The following is a 7,433-nucleotide window of genomic DNA, read 5'->3' on the forward strand; positions in this document are numbered from 1 at the left end:
GTCAGCTATGACAGGCCAAATCCCCGAGGGGGGTCAGTATGGTGCATTACTGGGGTCAATATTGCCAGAATATCCATCTACTACTTTCTTAGCCAACATATCGAAAAAATTTGCAAGGTTTGAAAAAGAAAATACTCATTTCTTGCATATTTTAATGCAAAAATTATGCCAAATATTATTTTAAATAACTGTAAATCAAATAGTTATATAGTTTTTAAGGGTCGACTAATTAACAACTGATTAACAGCGACATATAGTTCGAACTTAAAATCATTAGCGTTTATGTTTGGCAAGCATTTCGGTTATCCTGCTTTTAAAGTCGGCCGGGAGGTGCTATACGACAATATAAGAAACACCGTCGAGCGGGGTGTGGTCGAAAAAGGAGTTGATTTCCTCCAATCCACCAGCGGACGCACCGATGGCTATAGTGTATTCGGGGTTTTTCATTTTAAATTACTGTATTGTCTATTGGGCAAGATCAATCTTATCGATCGAAAAAAACAGAATGATTTGTCCTTGTGAAAAAGAAGGGCAATAAGAAAATTATGTGATTAAAGGTAGGTATTTATACCTGGTAAATGTTATTTACGCCCTTTCGTTTCCCCTGCCTGATCTTAACAGATGCTTATCTTTCCTACAATAGCGAAAATTGGAGTAGTATCTTTTGATATTTAGACGGAATACATCATAAAGCAAAGTAACGCACAGCAACATTACCGGAATCAAAAGCGATCTAAAACTTATAAAGGTGTAAAGATAAGCGCCCGATAGTGCACCAAGCATAAAGCAAAGGATTATGGAAACCCTGAGTTTGATTTTGGAACGTAGCTCACCCTGTGCTGCATAATTATCCGTCCTGAGCTGCGCAAGCTCTATCCCCAGATCCGTGAATGTTCCGGTAAGGTGTGTGGTGCGAACAACGGAACCTGAAATTACCGAAACCAATGCATTCTGCATCCCCATTGCAAAAAGGAGACTCCCTGCAAAAAAATTACCCGAAAAACCCAAATATTTTATCCATGGTGAAAGCGTACAAAAAAGCAGTATCAAAGTCTCTAAAACGATAGAAATGGCAAAAGAAAACCTGGCGTTATGACCGATCTTGGTTACAATCAGGCTGCTAGTGAAAGCTCCGGCATGAAAGAGTACCATCCATGTTGCTACTAGCTTGGCCATTGACCAATTCTGCCTAGCAATACCTTCTGCAAAAAGCGCGGCATGTCCGGTAACATTTGTGGTCAGCGCAGAAAAGCCCAGAAACCAAGCTGCATTCACAAAACCTGCAGTCATGCTCAACAACACCGCCAGTTTCAGGTTGTGCGAATAGGTTCTCTTCACTCCAAAATGTCTCAGCATGGATAATTTCCTGGTATTAATTAAAAACGAAATAGCCTATCGTATTCTATTTCTTCGACATCAAACCTGGCGTAAGGAAATTTTTTCCCATCTACTATCCAACTGGCCTCAGCTAATACGGGAATGATAACGGAATTGATTTCTCTGTAACCCGAAAGACTGATTACCCAGGTTTGAAGAACATCATTCATATATATTTTGGTCGATAATGTTACAATCTCATCCCTTTCATTAAAGGATACTAGATAATTTAAGTCTACTCCATTCACATTGACCTCAAGCCTCGCGTTTTTAGAATCAATTGCAAACCACATTCTATTTTGATCCTGCAGAAAATTTGTCGGAAACCATACACTTTCCGCCAACCACCTCAGCAACTCTCCATTATCGAATTTCTCGCCCTGCCGTTAACAACTCTCAGTGCATCAAACAGAAAGACCTCCAGTTTCCCCTTACCATTGATATACATGTCCCTCGTGCTGAATAAAGCAGTGTTGCCCTTCCAGATAAATCCAGCTGGCACCGTGGTAAAATATTGTTCGCCACGGATCGGGATCCATGCCTTATCCAGAGCGGTTTTGAACTGGCCACCATGTTTTAAACGAATTGTCCCGGGGTAAATTGATCCTTCTTTAAGCACCAGTCTGAAATATTTCTCAACCGGCGAGGGAAGGCCTGAAAGTTGACCAAAGTTAAAAACCTTGGCCGCAGATTTATCCCTAAGAGAGAACAACCTGTTAAGCTGAGTTTTATAGCGCCAATTGGATAGTAGTACAAAAAGTGAATACAAAACTAAGACGGCAATTACCAGGTAGACAGAGATGATCATTTCCTTATTTTCTTAATGCCATTGCTTTATTATACTCGTAATTCATCCGCCCGATGTGCAGAACTGATATCTCCTGAGGGCATTCTACCTCACAAGCCTCAGTGTTGGAACAATGTCCGAAACCTTCGGCATCCATCTGCCCGACCATTTTAATTACGCGGTCAGCGGATTCCAATTTTCCCTGTGGCAAAAGTACCAGATGGGATATCTTGGCAGAAGTAAACAGAGCCGCACTTGAGTTTTTGCAGGTCGCCACACAGGCACCGCAACCTATACAGGCCGCTGCATCAAAAGCAGCTTCGGTCACTTCGTGGGCAATAGGAATACTATTTGATTCGGGTGCCTGACCTGTAGATGCTGAAATATAACCACCTGACTGTATGATATGGTCAAAAGCAGAGCGGTCAATTTTCAAATCCCTTAACACTGGGAAAGCCGCCGCACGGAAAGGTTCAATATAAACGGTTTCCCCATCTTTAAAACTTCTCATATGCAACTGGCATGTGGTTGTTCCCGTGAGGGGTCCATGGGCCCTACCATTGATCATCATGCCACATGCGCCGCAGATTCCTTCTCTGCAATCGTGGTCAAATTCAATGACCCGTTCCCCTTTGCTGATCAATCTTTCATTCAATAAATCAAGCATTTCCAGGAAGGACATGTGCTCAGAGATCCCGTCAACTTCGTAGCTTACCATATTTCCTTTTGATTCCCTATGCTCCTGACGCCAGACTTTCAGATATAATTTCATAACAATAAATTTCTTAGTGATTAACTATTTATAACTCCTAACAGTAAGCTGTACTGTCTCAAAAACCAATGGTTCCTTGTGCAGTTCGGGCTCAGCCCCTTCACCTTTCCATTCCCAGGCCGACACGTAGCAGAAATCCTTATCATTACGTACGGCTTCACCATCGGTTGTCTGATATTCTTCCCTGAAGTGCGCCCCGCAGGACTCTTCCCTTTGCAGGGCATCATGACACATCAGTTCACCGAGTTCGAGAAAATCAGAAACCCGTCCCGCCTTTTCCAGCTCAGAATTCACGCCGTTATCTCCTGTAATCTTCAGCTCATGAGCAAATGATTTTTTAAGAGCCCTGATTTCAACAACGGCCTCTTCCAGGCTTTGTCTCGTTCTGGAAAGTCCGCACTTATCGTAGAGCAGCCTGCCTAGTGTCTTGTGAAAATGATCGGCAGAAAGATGCCCTTTTAGGTTTAAAAACCTACTCAGCTGTTCTCTTACATTATTCTCTGCATCGATAAAGGCAGGATGGTCGGTAGTTACCTTTTCTGATTTCAGTTCGCCAGAAAGATAATTCGGGATGGTGTATGGAGCAATAAAATAACCATCCACACAGGATTGGAGCAGCGAATTAGCGCCCAACCTGTTGGCTCCATGATCTGAAAAGTTAGCCTCGCCTAAGGCAAAAAGCCCGGGAATAGTGGTCATTAGATCATAATCCACCCACAGACCGCCCATTGTAAAGTGTGCAGCGGGAGAAATCAGCATTGGCTCTTTATAGGCATCAACACCATTTATTTTATCGTACATCCTAAAAAGGTTGCCATATTTCTCCTCGATCTTGTCCCTTCCCTGTTCCCTGATCGCTTTTGAAAAATCAAGACAGACTGCATTTTTCATCGGCCCAACTCCACAACCGGCATCAATCCTTTCCTTTGCTGCTCTTGAAGAGATGTCTCGTGGTGAAAGGTTACCGAAAGTAGGATAACGTCTTTCCAGATAATAATCCCTTTCCTCTTCGGGTATATCGTTTGGCACCCGCTCATCACCGGCTTTTTTGGGCACCCAGATCCGCCCGTCATTGCGAAGGGATTCGGACATCAGGGTGAGCTTGGACTGGGTCTCACCGATCTGTGGCAGACAGGTTGGATGGAACTGAATCCAGCTGACCCCCGACATGAAAGCGCCTTTCTTGTGTGCTATCCAAATTGCTGAACTGTTGCAGCCCATGGCCAGGGTAGAAAGATAATATACCTTTCCATAGCCGCCCGTGGCAAGGACAACCGCATTGGCTGCATGGCGTTCGATTTCCCCTGTTTCCAGATTACGGGCAATGATACCACGGGCTTTTCCATCGATTAATACCAGCTCAAGCATTTCATGGCGGGTGTAGGTTTTCACCTTACCTGCCGACACCTGTCTCATCAGTGCCTGATAGGCGCCGATCATCAGCTGTTGACCGGTCTGTCCGCGAGCATAAAAAGTCCTGGATACCTGCACGCCGCCAAAGGAGCGGTTGTTCAGGTAACCTCCATATTCCCGGGCAAATGGCACACCCTGAGCTACCGCTTGATCTATAAGTGCCAGCGAACACTCAGCCAGGCGGTAAACGTTAGCTTCTCGTGAGCGAAAATCTCCCCCCTTAATCGTATCATAGAACATGCGGTAAACGCTGTCTCCATCATTTTTGTAGTTCTTTGCCGCGTTCACTCCTCCTTGCGCCGCGACAGAATGTGCCCTTCGGGCAGAATCCTGAAAGCAGAAAGATTTCACATTATAGCCTAGCTCTGCCAGTGTTGCCGCACAGGAAGAACCTGCAAGCCCGGTACCAACAACAATGATATCGAGCTTTTTACGGTTGGCAGGGTTTATAAGTTTTGAGCTGTCCTTATAATTGTTCCATTTATCGGCAAGTTCACCGGCAGGAATTTTAGCGTCTATCATAATACGTTGAGATTAAAATATATGTAAAGCGGAATCAGCATAAAGCCCAGGGTGATCACTAAAGAATAGATCCATCCGATAGCCCTTACCAACTTTGCATATTTGGGATGATAAAGGCCGAGCGTTCTTGATGCGCTGAAAAATCCGTGCAAAAGATGGAATCCGAGTGCAACAAAGGAAAGTTCATAAATGATGATATACCAGCCTTGCTGAAATGATCTGACTACGATGGAATACAGGTCCTTATTCCCTTTTGCGTCCAATGGCAAATGGCCGAACTTGTACACATACCAGTAATCCTTAAAGTGGATAACCAGAAAAATCAGGATAATAGTGCCTAATATTCCCATGTTCCGGCTGTTCCATGAACTGACCTGACTGCGCTTATCGTAAACATACTTGCTGCCATTAGCCTTGATATTTTTCCTGGTGATGACAAGTGCATAAACTGCATGTCCGATCAGCGAAAGATAAAGTACATAGGAGATAATTTTGATCAGAATATTTCCCGACAGCAGATGCGAGTACCAGTTGAACTGTTCCCGAGCCTCAGATTCAGGCAATAACAGCTGCAGGTTTCCCAGCAGATGGATCACCAGAAATAAGCAGAGGAATAGTCCCGTTGCTGCCATCACCAGTTTGTATGTTAATGTCGTCTGTTTCATGTATTATATTTTTTATTTGTTGGATACAACTTTTGATTACTCTAGTCCTATCAAGTCTGTTTCTATAGTTTTAAGTCTTACAAACTGATTGTTTACCAAAGCCCGATGACTTTCCACCATAATCCACCAACCAGGAACCAAACCAGTAAGAACAATACGCTCATAAAAAAGCCTTGTTTCCACCAGTCCTTTAAATCAACATAAGTACTCCCGAAAAATATTGGTGCAGGACCGTGGCCATAATGGGTAAGTGAACCCATTAAGGAAGCGCAGGCACCCAAGAAAATAGCAAGCATAGTTCCCGGTACGCCAACTGCAATACCTACCGCTAGGAAAACGGAGTACATGGCTGCAACCTGCGCTGTTGCGCTGGCAAACATATAATGGCAGTAAGAATAAACCAGAATGATCACTGGAAAAGCAAGTTGCCAGCTCAAATGTGCCATCTGTCCGCCGACCAGGTTGCCAAACCAACCGATAAAGCCCAATGAATTTAAAAAGGATCCCATCATCACAAGGGAAGAAAACCATACAATGGTATCCCATGCCCCTTTTTCTGACTTCACATCTTCCCATGTAAGCACGCCGCATAAAAGCAGAATACAAAGTCCGATTAATGCTCCAGTTGTGGCATCGATAGCGAACAGGTTTCCAAAGATCCAAAGCACGAGCAGAATAAAAAATGTTGCAACCATAAGCCATTCTTTGATTGTCATCGGTCCCATTTCCTTCAACTGCTTGGCTGCAATGGCGGGCGCTTCCTTGGTTTCTTTTAGCTCAGGTGGAAATACCTTGTACAAAAATATCGGAACCAAGAGAAAGCAGACCAAACCGGGAACCAGCGCCGCAATAGCCCAGCTTCCCCAGGTAATGGTTACGCCAAGATCCTTAGCGAATTTTTGTGCCATAGGATTACTGGCTGTCGCGGTCAGAAACATGACCGAGGTGATCATATTCGCGTTGTAACTGCTTAAGGTAAGAAATGCGCCGATTTTCCGGTGTGTTTCCGCTTTCTCGGGAATAGAACCCATATTTACCGCAATGGATTTCATGATCGGAAAGATCACCCCTCCCGCCCTTGCAGTATTACTGGGAATTGCTGGAGCTAAAATAAGATCGGCTGTATTGAGTCCATAAGCAAGGCCAAGGGGACTTTTTCCAAAAATCTTGATAAAACTATAGGCAATCCTGGTTCCAAGGCCGGTCTTGATAAATCCCCGGGCAATAAAAAAGGCCAGGCCTATCAGCCAGATGGTGGAGTTGCCAAAGCCACTCAGTGCATTCAGTATGGATTTTGTCGGATCCCCTGGCGCTAAAACCTGCGTCGCGGCACAAAGGGTGATACCTATGATCGCCATAGTACCCATGGTTGCTGCTTTGGAAATAATGCCGACAATGGTTGCTACAAAAATAGCGAGCAAATGCCAGGCATTGGGCTTTACCCCATCGGGCACGGGAATAAACCAGATGGCTACACCGACCACAAGGGTGATGATAAGCGATTTAAAATTGATCTCTTTCATAATATTGTTTTAAAAGCGTATTTGTAACTGGACATAGCCCAGACTGTGGTTGTAGGTTGTAGTTAATGGCACCTGGTTTTTGAACTTATCTATTGCTATACCAAACTGAACGGCTGCATAAAAGTCATCGGCAAAAATCAGGGATACATTGGGAATCAGGGTCTGACGGGGATTACTCGCCAACTTGTAGTTCTCATCGAAATATTCATATCTGCAAGAGAATTCTATTGCACGCAGCCTTCGGCTTTCGTGGTTATAGCGCAGGGTTGGAAAGAAATAAAACCCCTGCATCTGGTAGAGGGCACTGAAAAAGTGGACTTAAAATAGTCTGTTTTTGCAAAGCGGATGAATGAGTGCTGAACTCTTCATCCGCT

7 protein-coding genes and 1 pseudogene are annotated in these 7,433 nt (G+C 44.2%); 1 reads left to right on the plus strand and 7 read right to left on the minus strand.

The window, feature by feature from the left end; translation table 11 throughout:
• Positions 1-184, plus strand: a 184-nt coding sequence (locus GJU39_RS23695) for a hypothetical protein (RefSeq protein WP_209437721.1), incomplete at its 5' end; no start/stop codon positions are given.
• A 401-nt stretch (positions 185-585) separates the two neighbouring features.
• Here GJU39_RS23695 and GJU39_RS22720 read toward each other — a convergent pair.
• From GJU39_RS22720 to GJU39_RS22755, 7 genes and pseudogenes are all read right to left on the minus strand, one after another.
• The gene (locus GJU39_RS22720) at positions 586-1,356 is read right to left on the minus strand and encodes a YoaK family protein (RefSeq protein ID WP_154283285.1); all 771 of its coding nucleotides are present in this window, start codon (positions 1,354-1,356) and stop codon (positions 586-588) included.
• A gap of 20 nt (positions 1,357-1,376) precedes the next feature.
• A pseudogene (locus GJU39_RS24365) lies at positions 1,377-2,185 on the minus strand (DUF6544 family protein).
• 4 nt (positions 2,186-2,189) lie between these two features.
• Positions 2,190-2,936, minus strand: a complete 747-nt coding sequence (locus GJU39_RS22735) for a succinate dehydrogenase/fumarate reductase iron-sulfur subunit (protein WP_154283288.1) — start codon at positions 2,934-2,936, stop codon at positions 2,190-2,192.
• Between the two features lie 24 nt (positions 2,937-2,960).
• Positions 2,961-4,871, minus strand: a complete 1,911-nt coding sequence (locus GJU39_RS22740; RefSeq protein ID WP_154283289.1) for a fumarate reductase/succinate dehydrogenase flavoprotein subunit — start codon at positions 4,869-4,871, stop codon at positions 2,961-2,963.
• Positions 4,868-5,536 (minus strand): succinate dehydrogenase cytochrome b subunit, encoded by a 669-nt coding sequence (locus tag GJU39_RS22745; RefSeq protein WP_154283290.1) that lies wholly within the window; start codon positions 5,534-5,536, stop codon positions 4,868-4,870. The genes GJU39_RS22740 and GJU39_RS22745 overlap by 4 nt, the downstream gene beginning before the upstream one ends.
• 92 nt (positions 5,537-5,628) lie before the next feature.
• Positions 5,629-7,059 (minus strand): anion permease, encoded by a 1,431-nt coding sequence (locus tag GJU39_RS22750; RefSeq protein WP_154283291.1) that lies wholly within the window; start codon positions 7,057-7,059, stop codon positions 5,629-5,631.
• A 9-nt stretch (positions 7,060-7,068) separates the two neighbouring features.
• A complete protein-coding gene (locus GJU39_RS22755) occupies positions 7,069-7,350 on the minus strand; it encodes a hypothetical protein (protein WP_154283292.1) in 282 nt (93 codons plus the stop codon).
• Positions 7,351-7,433: the final 83 nt, after the last annotated feature.

Origin of the sequence: Pedobacter petrophilus (genome assembly GCF_009674725.1) — a bacterium.
In the GTDB taxonomy this organism is placed as follows: Bacteria; Bacteroidota; Bacteroidia; order Sphingobacteriales; family Sphingobacteriaceae; genus Pedobacter; species Pedobacter petrophilus.